General features: G+C 36.9%; 9 protein-coding genes. 7 read left to right on the forward strand and 2 right to left on the reverse strand.

The genetic code is table 11. The features are described 5' to 3' along the window. Positions 1–181 precede the first annotated feature (181 nt). The 3 genes from M2353_RS03975 to M2353_RS03985 all read left to right on the forward strand — a co-directional run bounded on the left by M2353_RS03975 (position 182) and on the right by M2353_RS03985 (position 2,709). Positions 182–751, forward strand: a complete 570-nt coding sequence (locus tag M2353_RS03975) for a hypothetical protein (RefSeq protein WP_284725986.1) — start codon at positions 182–184, stop codon at positions 749–751. Between the two features lie 31 nt (positions 752–782). Beyond that, positions 783–2,057, forward strand: coding sequence for a hypothetical protein (locus M2353_RS03980; RefSeq protein WP_284724992.1), 1,275 nt, complete (start codon positions 783–785; stop codon positions 2,055–2,057). Positions 2,058–2,427: 370 nt separating this feature from the next. After that, positions 2,428–2,709: a hypothetical protein gene (locus M2353_RS03985; protein ID WP_017366847.1), complete on the forward strand. Its 282-nt coding sequence runs from the start codon at positions 2,428–2,430 to the stop codon at positions 2,707–2,709. A 57-nt stretch (positions 2,710–2,766) separates the two neighbouring features. Here the strand turns inward: M2353_RS03985 and M2353_RS03990 are convergent, their stop codons facing one another. Then, positions 2,767–4,275 carry an AcpB/EbpR/MafR family transcriptional regulator gene (locus M2353_RS03990; protein ID WP_284724993.1) on the reverse strand — a complete coding sequence of 503 codons (1,509 nt, stop codon included), beginning with the start codon at positions 4,273–4,275 and terminating at the stop codon, positions 2,767–2,769. A gap of 681 nt (positions 4,276–4,956) precedes the next feature. Between M2353_RS03990 and M2353_RS03995 the strand changes: the two genes are divergently transcribed. The 4 genes from M2353_RS03995 to M2353_RS04010 all read left to right on the forward strand — a co-directional run bounded on the left by M2353_RS03995 (position 4,957) and on the right by M2353_RS04010 (position 13,281). Beyond that, positions 4,957–11,109: a SpaA isopeptide-forming pilin-related protein gene (locus M2353_RS03995; RefSeq protein ID WP_284724994.1), complete on the forward strand. Its 6,153-nt coding sequence runs from the start codon at positions 4,957–4,959 to the stop codon at positions 11,107–11,109. A 21-nt stretch (positions 11,110–11,130) separates the two neighbouring features. Then, a complete protein-coding gene (locus M2353_RS04000; RefSeq protein ID WP_284724995.1) occupies positions 11,131–11,733 on the forward strand; it encodes a class D sortase in 603 nt (200 codons plus the stop codon). Next, the gene (locus M2353_RS04005; RefSeq protein ID WP_284724996.1) at positions 11,726–12,052 is read left to right on the forward strand and encodes a hypothetical protein; all 327 of its coding nucleotides are present in this window, start codon (positions 11,726–11,728) and stop codon (positions 12,050–12,052) included. Before M2353_RS04000 ends, M2353_RS04005 begins: the two co-directional genes overlap by 8 nt. Positions 12,053–12,468: 416 nt before the next feature. Then, on the forward strand, positions 12,469–13,281 hold the full coding sequence (locus M2353_RS04010; RefSeq protein ID WP_284724997.1) for a leucine-rich repeat domain-containing protein: 813 nt from the start codon (positions 12,469–12,471) through the stop codon (positions 13,279–13,281). A 254-nt stretch (positions 13,282–13,535) separates the two neighbouring features. Here the strand turns inward: M2353_RS04010 and M2353_RS04015 are convergent, their stop codons facing one another. Next, positions 13,536–15,038, reverse strand: a complete 1,503-nt coding sequence (locus M2353_RS04015; protein WP_284724998.1) for an AcpB/EbpR/MafR family transcriptional regulator — start codon at positions 15,036–15,038, stop codon at positions 13,536–13,538. Between the last annotated feature and the right edge of the window lie 308 nt (positions 15,039–15,346).

The following is a 15,346-nucleotide window of genomic DNA, read 5'->3' on the forward strand; positions in this document are numbered from 1 at the left end:
TTTGAGAATAGGACTAAACCCATAGAGGCAAGCGAAAAAGTAAAGGGAATTACTCTTTACTTTTTTCGTGTGTGAAAAACCAAATTCACAATAGAAAGGAAAAATATTGAAACATTTTTCCGATAAAAACGTAGTACAGATAGAGCGATTATCAAACCATTTAAACGGGGAGGAGTATAGTATGGAACAAGCTGCATTAAAAAAGCTGCGACTAAAACAAATAGCTGCGTCTAATTTAATATTTGGCATCATGATGGTGATCTTTTTTATGATTATTCAAATTTCTGAAATACGATTTACACATTTCTTTTTTTGTTTAGGTATTCTAATGCTTTTTCAAGGTGTATTGGGCTTTATCAAAAAAGGAACAACAAAGTCTTTCATTCCTCTTTTCGAGCAGGTAGCTATTTATGAAAAGGAAAAACTGGGTAAAGAGTGGTACAAAGAAAAAAAGATGGAGAATATTTGGAAATTGATATTGAGTGGACTTATGTTCTTTCAGTCGTTTAATATTCAAAATATACCGAATCCATTCTTTGACATAGAACCTATTTTTCTCATTTTCTTCTTGGTTATTTCTTTAGCTCTTATCAATGTAAGTATGCTTTTTCGAATTAGAAAAATTGATCGATCTACTGAGAAACACGAATTAAAAGGTTATACAAAAGAGTCAAATATGATGGCAATGGCTTTAGGTTTCTTGACCATCATCATCCTATTTGGCTTTATCGTCATATTCGTCCTTCCATAAGATAATCACTTAACAGATTGAGGTGAAACAAATGAATGAAACTCTACAGCGTCTAATAGATGATACAAGAAAGAAGTTCGGCTTAGATGATTATCGTTTAAAAAACTACGAGTATTACCGAAATGTGAATATGTTTAATGAAACAATTTATAAATTGTGTATGGAATGGTTTCCTCCACATGAAACGGAACCTGTGGACGAAGATTTAAACCCGGATGGCACAGCCGTGATAGAAGTGAATTTGAATACAGGAAAGGTTGAGAGTGCTGTTTTTGTCATGGGTAAAACATATGCAAAGGAGGGTGTGTGCTTTGATAGCGCCCAGAATGACGTCATCAAATGGATTGAACAAGAAACAGGGTTGATATATGGAGAGCACTTTCACTTGCATAAGGAGGAAAAAGGGGAGCTTATTTTTGAGGAAAAAATTGCTGGTGTACCAGTGACCCCTTCGGGCATGATTGATGTGAAATGGGATGAACATGGACAACTCATTTACTTTGTTCATCACGGCCCATTTGTCTCAATAAAAAAGCACAGGGCTGAAAAATATACGCTGCTCATTGAGAAGATTGAAAGCTTAGTCCTTCAGCAAGTGCAACGAATCGAATGGCCTTCCTTTGATCAGAATAAAATTCGTCCAATTTATGCGTTAGAAGAAGTGTATGTAAAGAATGATGGAACCGGAATCCTCTCGTTTGAAGGTACGATACAGGAACATCAATGTCTCAATATCAACCAAATCATCAAATGGGATGAACCAATAACTGAACCTTTTGTAAGAAAGGAATTAAATATTCAAGAAGACATCTCAGATGATCAAGCCTTTTCAATTGAACCCTCACCAGATACAACGCCCATAACAGAGGAAGAAAAAGATAAGTGTTTGAAAGCAGTTCAAAATTTGTTGAGTCAGGAATATCCTAACGACACCGGAAAATGGGTTTGCATTTCTCTTCATCGTGATCATTACATTCATGCAACAGTAAAAGCAAATAGACAAGAGAGAAGCTTGCTTACAGATAAAATCTTGATATTCATTGATGCCCTTACATTTGAAGCCGTTAATTACATAGATAGAAAAGAAATGTTTAAGGAGTGTGGCATGTTGGATGAACTCCACCCCCCTGGTAAAATCACCATGACAAAACAAGCAGCCTTCGAAAAATTAAAAAATCGGTTAGAGCTGACCCCCATCTATGTATATGATTTTACAGAAAAGCAGTATGTCTTATGTGGAAAACTAGATTGTCATGATGGAGTGGATGCAGTGAGCGGGGAAGTCATTCCTTTACAGGATATTTGAATTGGCACTTTACGCTATTGAAAGAACAGTCAGTGCTGTTCTTTTTTTTTGTCCCAACTCCCTCTTTTTTGCAGAAAAATGGAATATTGTAGCAGGAAGTTGTCGTTTCATCACGAAAGAAAACAGGTAAGAATATGATCATAGGTCCATTGTTTGAATTCGTGGTGGAGTCAATGAGATGACATAGGAAACGTTATACATATTGAACATTCATTACAGTACAGTCGATCTACAGTTCATGTCTAAAAAGTGAGTGATCGTGTCTCAAGCCGTATGCGAAAATACGTGTACCGAGATCATATGATGAGTTGGTTCCGTTTGTTTTTAGGTGAGTTTGAAGCCAAGTTAGAAGAAAGTGAGGATATCTACCTTGAGTACATTGGAAGTGTTTCGTCAGTTTTTGGTTGACCATTATCCTGCGTTACAAGATGAGCTTTGGCTGAAAGATGTTGATACCCTTCGAATCTCTCCTATTCTTCATCCTTTTCTGAAAAGCAAGCTGCCAGATGGGATTGAAAAATTCACTTGTGTCCTATTCACGCAGCAAACAGATCAAACCACTGCCCCGCTCAAAGTATACCTTCTATTAGATGAATATGGGCAATCGCTTTACGCCATTGATTTGATGAATGAACAAATCGTGCTTCATTAATACAGAACCAAAAAGCTGCTTGAGAATGTCTCAGCAGCTTTTTTTTTATGATGAACATTAGTTTGTCATATCAACCAATCTTCGGTGTAAGTTGTCCAATTCTTTTTTTGTTGGAAAAGAGCTGATCAGCAGCGTAGATCGACCGAATTGAAGAGGAAGCTCAGTATCGGTCACAATCATATCAATCCCAAGTTGATCCATCGTGACATCATTTAACGAATTTTCTGGACTTGTGAAAATGTGAATGAGAGGAGGCACGCTTAATTTAATTAAATCAGCAATAAACAAACTATGATAATAACCTAATGTTGAAGTAACAAAAATGTTCAGCACGTTTCTCCGTTCCATCTCCAAATGAACAAGCCCTCTCCAAGAAGATGTAATGATACGAATCAATTCCCGTTCATTTTTCACAAAAGAAGCAAGGATATCGTCTGTTTTTAACTCTTGGATGATATGACTAATCCTCGAATAGAAGTAGGGAAACTGTTTTTTCACCTCTGATAAATAGCTCGATTTCTTTTTGAAAAGGAATCCATCTCTCACGGTAATTTCATTGGAATACACATAATATTGGAGAAGAACGAGTGTCATCACCTTACGATTTGCTATTTCTTGATGAAAAATCGACTCCAACTGGGTGATAAATGAATGAATGGCATCATAGAGGCGTGGTGTATGCGACTGAAAGAACGTCAATTTTTCTTCGACAGTTTCAATTGATTTAAAGTGCCCAATAGCTGGTTCGATCAATAGCAAAAAGACAAATTCATGATGATCCAGCGTCACATCAAATACGTCTTTGGCCATTCGGCAGATGTGCTCTTCCCATCTTCTAATTTGATCATAGATTCCTTTAGCTGTAGAGGTTTGTTTTTCTTCAGTCATTGAGTATGTATATTTACGGCTGATTGTAAAACCTTTTCGCATTCGGTGAATGGAAACGCCTAGCCACAGGCAGTATTTATCTATCGCCACATCTGGCACATTGACTTCAAGCACCTGAAATAGCTCCTGTAATAAATCAACTGCGTCTTGCTTTGGAATATCATCGAATGGCCAAAGCCGGCTTCCATACACTTCAAACAAAAATTCAACAAAGAATTGACGAATCTCCTTCTCATTCCCATGAAACTGCATACTATCTGGGCGTAACTCGATGTCATAGGATGTAAGGATCGAGTTGATTTTATGAATCGTGTTATACAGTGTGGATCTACTGATATTAAGCGTGTCCATCCATTCATAGAAAGATCTGTTTTCTTCGAAAAAAATGCCGTCAATCAATCGGATTTCAATCGTATCTTTTAAAATTTCTTTAATATAGTAGTCCACTCGTATCGTCTGCGTATTACAAATGGAAATGCCTTGTCTTGGCTTTATGTGGATTAACGGCTCTCCATTCTCTGTTTGGAACGATTTCATTTGTTCTAAATCGCTTTGAATCGCACGAACCGAGCCGATATTTTCATTCGATATCTCTTGAAGGCTCCACCACTTATTTTTGGATACAAGCAATTTTAAAATGTTTATCCATCTCTTTGATTTATTATCAATGAGCTCCATCAAACAACTAACTCCTTCCTTTGACTTGCCTCTATATATTATGAAGTTCAGATGAAGAACATTTGAGCTCAGAATAGGCATGAAATGATTGTAATGTTTTGCCTAAATCGTTTTGTCTTCACTTTTGACGATAAAAGAGAAAAAAATTAGACGAAAACAAATGTTATTCGCTGATTCTCCATATTTTTCTTTTAAAAGGTGATAAGTATGCCATGAATCCTATAAAAATGGATCATTTTGTTTATTTTTTTGCTGCTTAAACGGTAAATGTAAGAATAAAAAGCATCGGCTTTTTGATTACCATATGGAAGGGAGTAGAAGGAATGCGATCTATATGATGCTGAACTATCTCACCATACATACCATATGAGTCATGCTTGTTTTATATGAACGTTCTATATGTGAATACATGCTTATATATGCATGTACTAATCATTTGTTGTTCGTTCCAGTATAAATAGAAAAATTCACATGTCTTCTTTTCATGTTCCCTCTCACTATTCCCCATTGCTATAGACCCCTATCCAGCTACTATATCTACTACTAATGATTGATCAACTCATTTTATTCATAGGGTCTTAAGGTGCAATTTTTAGAAAAATTTGATCAGAAGCGGAGTGATTGATCAGACAGTATACAAATGATTTTTTAATCGTTGTTGAAAAATAATTGTAGAAAAGGGTGGATGTATTGAAAAGAATATTATCGGTGGCACTGATGACCGTGTTAGTCATACAGTCTAGTATATTAGGAATCTTGCCTTTAGCAGGGGCACAAGCTAAAGACATTCAAGAGAACATTTATGGGAATATTGAGTTTGCTGATAGCGAAGGCAACAAGTTATCAAGCATAGAAGATCAGCAAGTTAGAAAGGCCATTGTGCATTGGTCTATTAAAGGAATTGATCTCAAAAAGCAATATCCTTATATTCTCTCTCTTCCTTCAGTCATTCAGGTAGAGAAGGAGCAGAAAGAACTCATTACTGTCGATGACATACCTGTTGGTGAGTATACCGTTTCGAAACAAAATGAAGTGACAGTAACATTCAATGAGGATATTGAGCTTGATCCGAATTTAGAAGGATCTATAGATATTGACGTCACCAGTATAGCTGAGAAAAAAGAGAAAACAAAGCAAAACGAGCGTGAAGGAAATCTTTCAAAAGATAATTCAACCTCATCGGAGAAAGACAAAGCTGCTAACAATCAAGAAAATGTTCAAAAGACACAAAGCGATGAAGATGAGTTACTAAAAAACAAAGTGAACGTGTCTAAACGTGTAGGATTGCAAAGTGTCTCAAAACAAATGACGATCCAAGAAAATCTTCTCACTGATGCGCAATTGATATTTGAAGATCAAGAAGGAAATTCAGTAGAAAGGCCTGATATCAACTCACTGATTTCCATTAACTATAAGTGGGCCATCCCTAATGGTCATAACTATAATGGCGGCGATGAATTCCATTTCAAGGTTCCAGAGGAATTAGTCATTTACGAAAAAATCGATCGTCTCGAGATGAAATTTAATCAATCGACCATCGGTTATTTTTCTGTAGATGAAAGCGGAAATGCCTCCATCGAGTTCACAGATTTTATTAAACAATATTCAAATATCCAAGGAACACTTCAAGTATGGACACAATTAGATAAAAAAACAGTGATCACTGAAGAAAAAGAAGTGGTGATTACCCCGATTGAAGGCAAAGATACGATATCGATCCCGATTCAATACATTCCAAATGGTCCAAATGTCTCTAAAAAGGGAGAACCCAATCGATCTTACAATGCTGAAACCATTCAATGGACAGTCGATTTTAATATGGACTTAGATGATGTGAAACAAGCGAAACTGTTAGATCCGATTCAAGAAGGTCAAGCGTTAAAAAAAGATTCAATCAAGCTTTATCGTGTAGATACAAAGCTAAATGGTGAAACATCGCTTGGACAGCTGCTTGACGAAAACCACTACACAATCGGCCAAACAGCAGATGGTCAAGATTTCACGATTGAATTTAAAGATGACGTGCATCTCGCTTACCGTTTAATGTATGAAACGGACATTACGAATCAAGATCAGTCTGCGTTTCGTAATAAAGCGTCCCTTGTTTCTGCTGATAAAGTGATTAGTTCAGCAGAAGGAACAGTGAATGTGACAAGAGGCAGTCCTTTAAATAAAAAAGCCGCCCACTACGATCCAGTCACACAAACGATTACTTGGGAAATTCGGTATAACTATAACGAAAAAAAGCTGGCTCAAAAGGATGCTTTGATAGAAGACTTCTTTAACGGTACACAGGCGCTAATATCTGACTCAATTCAAGTCAAAGAAGTCACAATTGATCAGAACGGCAACGAAGCAGGAACAAAAGCATTTGAAAATTACGTGGTTCAACCTCAAAAAAAGGATGAACAAAACGGGTTTACCTTGCAATTCAATCAAGAAATTCAATCGGCTTATCTCATCACATATCAAACAAAAGCAACTGATCGAATTTTCGAAGCTGAAGAGATTATCAATACTGTGACAGCTGGCAAAGAGAGCAAACAAGCGAAGCAAAGAATTGATCAGCAAATCCTAACGAAAAACCACGGAACACCGAATTACAAGAACAAGACCATTCCATGGCATATCACCTTTAACAAAGATCAACAAACCATGAACAACGTGATATTAAAAGATACGTTCACAAACGAAGGATTGACGCTGCAAAAAGATAGTTTAAAAGTGACGACAGGTAATACAGTGCTTGAAGAAGGTACAGATTATCAAATCGTTGAACATGCAAATGGATTTGATATTCAATTTACGAAAGAAATCAAGACAGAACATACCATCACATATACAACGTCTTTTGATTATGAAAAAAGAGCAGATAAAGATCAAAAGAACCTGAGTAACCATGTAAAACTTGAATGGGTAAATGAAGATGGCAAGGATTTGACGAAGGAAAATCAATCTGTCTTTACGCCTGACACATACACGCAGTCAAATGGATTCAAGAACGGAACATATGATGCAAAGAAAAAAGAGATCACATGGAATATTGGTGTGAACTATAATTTGAAACATTTAGAAGAGGCGAAAATCGAGGATTTCATTCAAGGAAATCAGCGTTTGCTTAAAGATTCAATTATCGTCTACTCGCTTGATTTACAAGGTGGGGAAAATGGTGCGGAAGAAAAAGAGGTATTAGCGAAAGAACATTATGACATCAAATTCCTTGAAAATGAAAAGGGAGAATCAGGCTTCGAAGTCATTTTCAAACATGCCATTGATTCCCCATACAAAATCACGTATCAAACAAGTGTTGAAGGAATGGATTTAGTACAGAAAACCTATGAAAATAAAGCGACCCTGTATGATGGAAAGACGAAAGAATCAGACGTGAATGCTGAGGTGTCCATTCCAAATGGAGGGAAATACACGAGCAAATCAGGAAATCAACAAGGGAAAGTCATTGATTGGAAACTGAATATCAACTTTGGTCAATCAACAGTCCAAGATGCGACGATTATAGACCATCCGAGCAGTAACCAAGCCATAATAGAAAACTCATTTCATCTGTATTCGACAACAATAGATGAAAAGGGGCAAGTGACCAAAAAGGAAGAGCTGGAAAAAGGGAAGGATTATGAACTAGACCTTGAATTCGATCCAGATTCTTTTCAAATCAAATTTAAAGAAGAAATCACGAGACCCTATATTTTAGAATACCAATCTCTCATTTTAGATAAGGTGGGAAGTACACTTCAAAACGAAGTAACGTTTAGAGGTGAAAATGTAAAAGAAATCAAAAAGGAATCCGAAGCCTCAATTGTGGTCAAACGTACCGCTGGCATGGGAGATGGCACTGGAGCGATTGGCGCTTTAACCATTCATAAGGTAGATGCGAGTAGTGGAAAAGCGCTAAAAGGAGCAAGCTTTTCACTGACAGATGCTGCGAGCGGTATCGTCATTGGAACAAAGACAACAGATGAAGAAGGAGCTCTTCGATTTGATCGTCTTCTGTATGGTGACTATATCGTGACAGAAGAGAAAGCACCAGATGGTTATTTGAAAACGAAGGAACCGACCAATGTCACGATTGATCAGCCTTACGAATCAGGAGATCAAGCGAAAACAGGAAATAGCATGACGGTGCAAAACCAAGAAATCCGCCAGCATGTGAAACTCACGAAAAAAGATAAAGAAACGGGTGCGGCATTAGAAAATGCAGAATTTGAACTGAAAAATGAATCTGGAGATACCGTTCAAACCGATTTGAAAACGGATGAAAAAGGAGAAATCCTTTTCAAACATCTTGAGCCAGGTTCTTATTACTTTGTTGAGACAAACGCACCGAAAGGCTATCAATTAAATCAGCAAAAATGGCCGTTCACCATTAAAGAAAATCAAACAGAAACAACGGTTGTCACCGCAGTAAATGACATCATCAAAGGCTCTGCAGAATTGAGCAAAATAGGTGAAGGCGGAGAGAGACTAGAAGGTGCACAGTTCAAGCTCTTAGATCAAGACGGACATGAGCTAAATGATGCGCTTGTCACAGGAGAAGATGGCAAGATCACGATCAACGAACTAAGACCGGGTACGTATCAACTCATTGAAACGAAAGCACCAGACGGTTATGTATTAGATGAAACACCCATCACATTTGAAATCCCACTCGATCCGAAAGAACCAGTCATCATTTCACAAAAGAACCTCTATGAAACAAGTGCATTAGAAGTGTTGAAAGAAGGAGAAGATGGCAAGAAGCTTCAAGATGTTCGATTTGAAATCACGGATCAAAATGACAAAGTCGTGCGTAAAGATTTGACAACAGATGAAGATGGGAAGCTTTTGGTCGATCACCTCAAACCGGGCAAATATCAGCTTGTGGAGACAGAGAGTATTGATGGTTACCAAAAGAAAAATAAACCTTATCCGTTTACCATCGAAATCGCACAAAAAAAACCGGCAGAGATCAAAGTGATCAATGATCTCAAAACTGGAGCTGTCCAGCTCACGAAGCTTGGTGAAAAGAATGAAGCGCTTGAAGGAGCAGAATTCAAGCTTGTAGATGCAAATGGAAAAGAGATAAAAACAGGTCTCGTCACAGATGAGAACGGGAAGATCATCGTCAACGATCTGAAACCTGGAACCTATCAGTTTGTTGAAACGAAGGCTCCTTTCGGTCATGAGCTTGACGAAACACCTGTCACTTTTGCTATGCCATTTAACCCTGAGAAGCTGGTCAGTGTGACAAAAGAAAATAGCCGCACAACTGGCGGAGTGCTGTTACACAAAAAAGGTGAAGATGGGAAATCATTAGAAGGGGTTGTCTTTGATCTATCTGATGCCAAAGGAAAGATAGTGGCAGGAGGAGAAGGGATTACAACCAATCAGGATGGAAAGATTACCTTCACAGGTCTAAAACCTGGAACCTATCAATTTGTTGAAAGAAAGAGTCTTGAAGGCTATGAATTGAGTACGAAACCACTTGTCTTTGAAGTTGAATTAGGTCAAAAAGAATTGATTCAAGTGGAAGCCATCAATCAGCTCAAGAAAGGCTCTGTAGAACTCACAAAAATAGGGGAAGAAAAAGAAAGATTGAAAGGCGCAGAATTTACACTTTTCAATGACGATGGTAAAGAATTGATGTCAGGTTTAACAACCAACGAAAAAGGCATCATCACTGTCAACGATTTGAAACCAGGCGCTTACCAATTGGTTGAAACGAAGGCTCCTTTTGGACATCAACTTGATGCAGAACCAGTAGACTTCAAGATTGATTTCAATCCAAATCAACTGGTGAAAGTGACAAAAGAAAATATTCGGACGACAAGTGCTGTGAAGCTTGAGAAAAAAGGGGAGGATGGTCAATTGCTCGCTGGCGTGACCTTTGACCTGATTGATGCGCACGGTCAGCGTGTGAAGAAAGACTTAAAGACAGACAAAAACGGTCAACTGACAGTCGATCAACTGAAGCCAGGAACCTATCGATTTGTCGAAACAGCAAGCATTGCCGGCTATGAATTGGATCAGACACCTGTCTCATTTACGATTCGATTAGGTCAAGACAAACCAGCAAAAGTAGAAATGATCAACAAACTGACGCGTGGAGCAGTGGAACTGACCAAAGTAGATGATGAGGGACATACGCTCGAACATGCAGAGTTCACGCTTATGAGTAAAGACGGGAAAACGTTGAAGAAATCACTTGTAACGGATCAAAAAGGAAAGCTTCACATCAACGATCTAAAACCGGGAGAATATCAATTCGTTGAAACGAAAGCGCCTCACGGCTATGAATTAGATGATCAGCCGATCCGGTTTACGATTGAGAAAAATCAGCAGAAGCCTCTTCAATTAACAGCGAAGAATCACTTGATTTTAGGAAGTCTGCGTATCATAAAGGTAGACCAGCAGACAGATAGAACCTTAAAAGGTGCAGCCTTTGACATTCGTACAAAAGCTGGGAAAACGATAAAATCTGTGACAACAGGAAAAGACGGAGAAGCCATTGTCAAAGGGCTTAAACCTGGTGATTATACACTCACAGAGACGAAAGCTCCAAATGGTTATGTAGCGTTAAAAAAACCACTCGCTTTTACAATTCAAATGGGCGAAGTGGAGATCAAGACATTGATTGTGAAAAATGCTCCAATGAAGAATGAAGGGGACCACACGAATCCTCCAGCCTCAGATCAAGGGGATCAACATCCGCCTCATGACTCAAACGGTGAATTGCCAAAGACTGGAGAAGAATGGCTACGTTATTTGATGTATGCAGGGATTTTACTAGTAGTGTCTGGAACTGTTCTTCTTGTAGTCAGAAGAAGAACCATTCAGTAAAAGGAAGGAACGAGTGTATTGATGAAAAAAAGAACCTTATTAGGCAGCTTTTTGGTGGTCGCGGGACTAATGCTCATCTCCGTTCCTTTTCTATATGAGTGGCGAACTTCTCAGGAGACAGCAGCCATGGAACAGGCATTGAAAATGATTGAAGAAAATGACAGTGATGCCCTTTCTTCTATTCCACATTTAACAGTGTCCGAAGAAGACCTGCGAGATACGATGGAGCTTGAGATCCCGTCAATTGATTTAAACGAAAAAGTGCTTCCTGTTACAACAAAAGAAAATTTAGGTATTGCACTGACTCAAATCAAATCTCATCAAATGCCAGGTGAAGGAAATTTCACGATTGCAGGCCATAGAGGGTATAGAGGCGACCGGCTTTTCCGGCAGCTGCCAGAGGTGCCTAAAGGAGAAAAAGTCGTCTTACATCATCAAGCAGAAACATACGAATACAAAATTGTCAGCTCAGCTACGATTGAACCGACGGATGTTGATGTACTAAAGGATCGCGGGATAAAAGAACTGACATTAATCACTTGTACTCTTGATGGCCAGAAACGATTTGTCTTAAAAGGAATACGAATCAATGCTTCAAAGGATAAGCAACCGTCGGATGTATAACACCAACATAATAGATGATGGGTATGCTGGAAAAGCAGTGTTCACGACCGACATGTTACACCAACTGTTAGTAGAGCATTATCCCACTTTAAAAAACGAACGCTGGGATGTGGATATAGATACAATTCGGACTTCGCCTATTCTTCATCCTTTATTAAGAAGAAAGATTCCGGCAGGTATTGAAAAATTCACATGTGTTTTGTTCACGCAGCAGACAGGGTCCTTTGGAGAGCCTTTGATTGTGTACTTTTTATTGGATGAAAAAGGCGAATCGATTTACGCAATGGATCTCTTGCTAGAGCAGCATGATCCACATTAAACGAGAAATAAAAAAGGAAGGCCTTTGATTAACGGGTACGGTTTTAAGGTGGGAAAATTGTATTAGTCATATAATGAGGACTCTAATTCGTATATGAATTGGAGTTCTTTTATTTGTTTATATGAAAGAGTACGAGCTATCGTCAAGACCTGTGCAGAATATATGGAGTATAGTGAAAGCGAAGTCGTTGATATGTTGTTGTTCCATATTTTAGATGATAAAGATTTTATAAAATGGATTTGAAAATAGACGTAATCATCAGCGGATTGTGGTTAAACGGACCAAAGAAGATCATCTAGTTTTTATCCCTTCCCCTATTTCTTCGGCAGAAATATCGGAAAGAATAATGTTTTGACTCCAAACTTCTGATAAAATTCATTTAGATATCCATCATTCGTAGGTGTGGAGGTAAAAGAATGCACAAAGAAGACCCTGATTATATTTTTCATCATGATGCCCAACCAGAAGTTGTTCATGATTTAGCCGATGTAGATGAAAATTCCACCGAGTTGTTAATCACAGGAAAAACAAAAAATATTGAAAGGTTGAACTCTTTTTCTAACCTCACGAAATTATGGATTTACAAAGTGAGCCAAAAGGAATTCAATACGATCTTGAGCTTAGTTAATCCCAAAATGCTCTATATGCGTGAACTGAGAGTAGAAGATTTATCAATCATCAGTTCTCTTGAAAATGTTGAGGTATTGGCACTTGAATGGAATACAAAGGCACAAAGTTTATGGGATCTATCAAAAAACACTTTTTTAAAATCTTTATCCTTAACAGATTTTTCAAAGTTGAATGACATAGCCCCTTTGCAAAAAAACACTGGTTTAGAATGGTTGCAATTGTCAGGCGGGATTTGGAATACATTAAATTTAAATACTCTTCAACCTTTAAGATACCTTAAGAATTTAAAATATCTGTGCTTATCAAATATAAAAGTGAAGGACGAGTCTTTAGAGCCAATATCGGCATTAGAGGGACTCAAGGAACTTGACATTTCAAACCAATTCCCGACAGAAGAATACGCTAGATTATCCGTAACCCTTCCAAATACGAAGTGTGATCGTTTTGCACCATACATCTTTTTATCAAGTCCTATTGTAGATAAAGATGTAATGGTAATTGGAAAGCGGAAACCGAAATTAAATTCAAAAGTCGATGTGAAAAAGTTACAAAAATACGAAGAACAATTTAAAGCGTACCAAGAAAAGTATATAAATTAACTTAAAAAGCAATGGGAAATCAAGTCCATTGCTTTTTCTATCGCTAAATTAATGGCTAATACCATCATACATTTCATGTCACAGTGTTCTAATTGATATTTTCCATCAGGCTTTAATCCCTTCCTTTTTTGTTATTCAATTACGCAAATAACTTCAGCCCAACCACACCAATCACAATCAGCAGCAAGCTAAGTATGCAAATCATGTTTTTCAGCTCTTTAAATAGAATCATATGAAACAAGACAGAGCCATGATCAGAACAGTTCGATGATTATATTGTTAATACATTCAAATTCTTTTTGTGTAGGAAAAGCACTTATCTTGATTATGGGTAAATTCACGTCTTTAGGTAATCTAATATCGGTAATAATCAAATCAATTTTTTGATCAAATAAAAACTGTTCATCTAATATTTGGTCGTAATCCGTAATGATTTGAAGGTGATGTGGTATATTTTCTCTCATTAATTCTCCGATCAACAATGCATGATTATTTCCCAATGAAGAAGTGATGAACATATTGATAGTAGGTTTTTTCTGTAATTCTAATGAGTATAGTCCTCTCCAGTTAGAGGTAATAAGGCATATGAGAGCATCTTGATTATGTACAAAAGATGCTAGAAGATCATCTGCATTCAATAGCTGAATAATCTGAGTCATTCGTTTGTAGAAATAGGGTAAACGGAGCTTAACCTGTTCCAAAAGATTTCTTTTTGTATTAAAGATGAATTCACTTTCACCTCTTAATTCCTTTGTTCTTAAGTAAAATTGTATTAATTGGATCGTAAGCTCTTGACGATTGCTAATTTTTTGAGAATAAATGTTATCTAGTTGTTCAATAAAACATTGAATTCTATTATAAAGATCAGGATAATGAATTTGTAATAAATTAACATTTTCTTGAATAGAGTAAATGGATTTGAAATTTCCTACTATTGGAATAAGGACTAGAAAATAAGTTAATTCTGCATGGGGAATTTTTATCTTAAACTGCTTGAAGAATTCTTCATATAAAGCATGGTAGCAGTCCTGAATTGATTCCCCTGATTTCTTAAGTTCGTATGATATTGGTTGCGAATAGATTGGATAGGTAACAGGCTGAATCGTTTGATTTTCTTTTAAACGTTGAATAATGATGGCCAACCAAAAAGAATATTTATTGATCGTTATTTCTGGTAAGTTGGTATGAAAAAGTTCACAAAGTTTTGAAAGAAAAGCGGAGACAGATTGTTTTTCAATTCGCAAAAATGGCCAGTAGTGATTTCCATAGATTTCAAATGAGAATTCGACGAAAAACCGTCGAATCTCTTTTTCGTTTCCGTGAAATTGCATTGTATCGGATCTCAACTCTATATCATACTCTTTTAATTCCTCATTAATTTTTTTAATCTTTGAATATAAAGTCGATCGACTAACATTTAAATCATTCACCCAATCTCCAAATGGCTTCGGAGGTTCAAATATAATGCCAGTCACTAATTGAATGGTTGTATTTTCAAGCAAGATTTGCCTGATGTAGTCATCAACTCGGAGCCGCAGAGAAAATTGAATGCTCATTCCTTTCCTTAGCTGAAATTGTAAAAGTGGTTCATTGTCATCAGTTAAATAACTTTTCATGATTTCCAGATCATGTTGTATGGCACGGAAGGATCCAATTTCGAGATCGACAAACTCCTGAATTGTCCACCATTTGTTCTGGGAAACGAGTAAATTTAAAATGCTGATCATTCTCTTAGACTTAGTATCTATTAATTTCATATAAATGAAGTTCCTCCAACGAATTCCATCAGAATAAGAATTGAAATTTGAATTATTGTCTTGTTTTATCAAATCAAATTTGTTTTAAAAAATGCAAAGAGTGCAGCAATTTTTAAAATGAAAATAGCGACTACAGTCAGAATGAGGTGTGAAATCGCTCTTTTTTTGTCTAATGTGTAGATAATGATGAAGAAATGTTGATTTATTATAATAAATTAAATAGAATTTTGCATTCTATTTTTAAAAATAAAAAATAACTAACTTACAAAAGTATACTATGATAAATGAAGGGTGCTAGGAAATAAAAG

It is taken from the genome of Bacillus aerius (assembly GCF_029894105.1).
In the GTDB taxonomy this organism is placed as follows: Bacteria; Bacillota; Bacilli; order Bacillales; family Bacillaceae; genus Bacillus; species Bacillus altitudinis.